The 1,176-nt window shown below is 69.9% G+C and carries 2 protein-coding genes; both read left to right on the forward strand.

What is annotated here, in order from left to right; genetic code table 11:
* Positions 1 to 31 precede the first annotated feature (31 nt).
* The gene (locus tag AB0J09_RS65360; protein ID WP_360714625.1) at positions 32 to 328 is read left to right on the forward strand and encodes a hypothetical protein; all 297 of its coding nucleotides are present in this window, start codon (positions 32 to 34) and stop codon (positions 326 to 328) included.
* Between the two features lie 70 nt (positions 329 to 398).
* A partial coding sequence (locus tag AB0J09_RS65365) for a hypothetical protein (RefSeq protein WP_360714627.1) occupies positions 399 to 1,176 on the forward strand: 778 nt, incomplete at its 3' end.

The raw sequence follows: 1,176 nt of genomic DNA on the forward strand, positions 1-1,176 counted from the left end.
GGTAGGAGGGACGAATCCGACAGAAAGGGACATGGCGCGTGAGCTTGTTCAGGCGACGCTGGCGGCGATGCTGTGGGTCGCGAACGCCCTGGTGATCACGTCGCTGTTCGAGTTCCGGGCGGTGGACGTGGCGCGGCTGGCCTCGTACTTCCTCATGCGCCACCCGAAGGCCACGTCCGGCAACGCAGCCCTGCTGGTCGTGGCGGGCGGGCTCACGATGGTCGTCACCGAGCTGGTGCCGGCGCTGCTGGCCTCGGCGTTCGCCGCGGTGCTCCTGTGGAACAGCCGCCCGGTGATCGCCGAGGTTCAGGAGCGCTTCACCGCCTGAGGAGTGGCCACCGCTGCCGATCAGCTGCCAAGGTGATCACCGGGAAACCCCAGCAACCGAAGGGCTGATCATGAGAGTGGTGGAAGGCGGCGGGGGCACGCCGTCGGCGCTGAGACTGGGCGTGGTGAGCCTGCTGGTCGCCACCGTGTTCGCCGGGCTCGGCATCTGTGCCGCGACTCTCGGTGACGTGGCAGTGCGACATGCCGTGGAGAGGGCTTCGCCTCAGGACGTCGGTGTCACGGTCGCCGGGGTGATCGACGCCGGGAACTTCGCCGAGTTCGACCACGCCGTGCGGACACAGACGGCTCAGGCGTTCGGCGGTGCGCCCAGCGAAGTGACCACCTTGCTCCGCTCGGACGGCTACGCGATGCCGGGCCAGGAGAAGTTGACGTACCGGCGGCCGGAGCGGCTCAGGTTCGGCAGTTTCGACGGATTCCAGCAGCACGCGAGACTGATCAGCGGCTCCTGGCCCCGGTCGCGCACCGAGCCGGTCGAGGCGGCGATCTCCCTGGCCGCCGCCTCGCTCACCGGTTTCACGGCCGGGCAGGTGTTCACCACGGTCGGCCGTATCGATGCCGAGCCGGTACGGGTCAAGATCACCGGGGTGTTCGTGCCCGACGACCCGTACGGGCCACGCTGGGCCGGCGACCCGATGCTCGGCCGCGGCGTCGAGAGGGAGGGATACACCACCTACGGCCCGCTCATGGTGGATCAGGCCACTTTCCTCGACCGCTTCGCCGAGACGGTCGACGCCACCTGGACGGTCGCGCCCGATCTGCGCGGCATGCCGGTCGAGCGCCTGCGCACGGCGGCCGCCCGGCTGCCGGACCTGCGGGAACGGTTCAAGG

Source organism: Nonomuraea sp. NPDC049784, assembly GCF_040659615.1.
Classification (GTDB): domain Bacteria; phylum Actinomycetota; class Actinomycetes; order Streptosporangiales; family Streptosporangiaceae; genus Nonomuraea.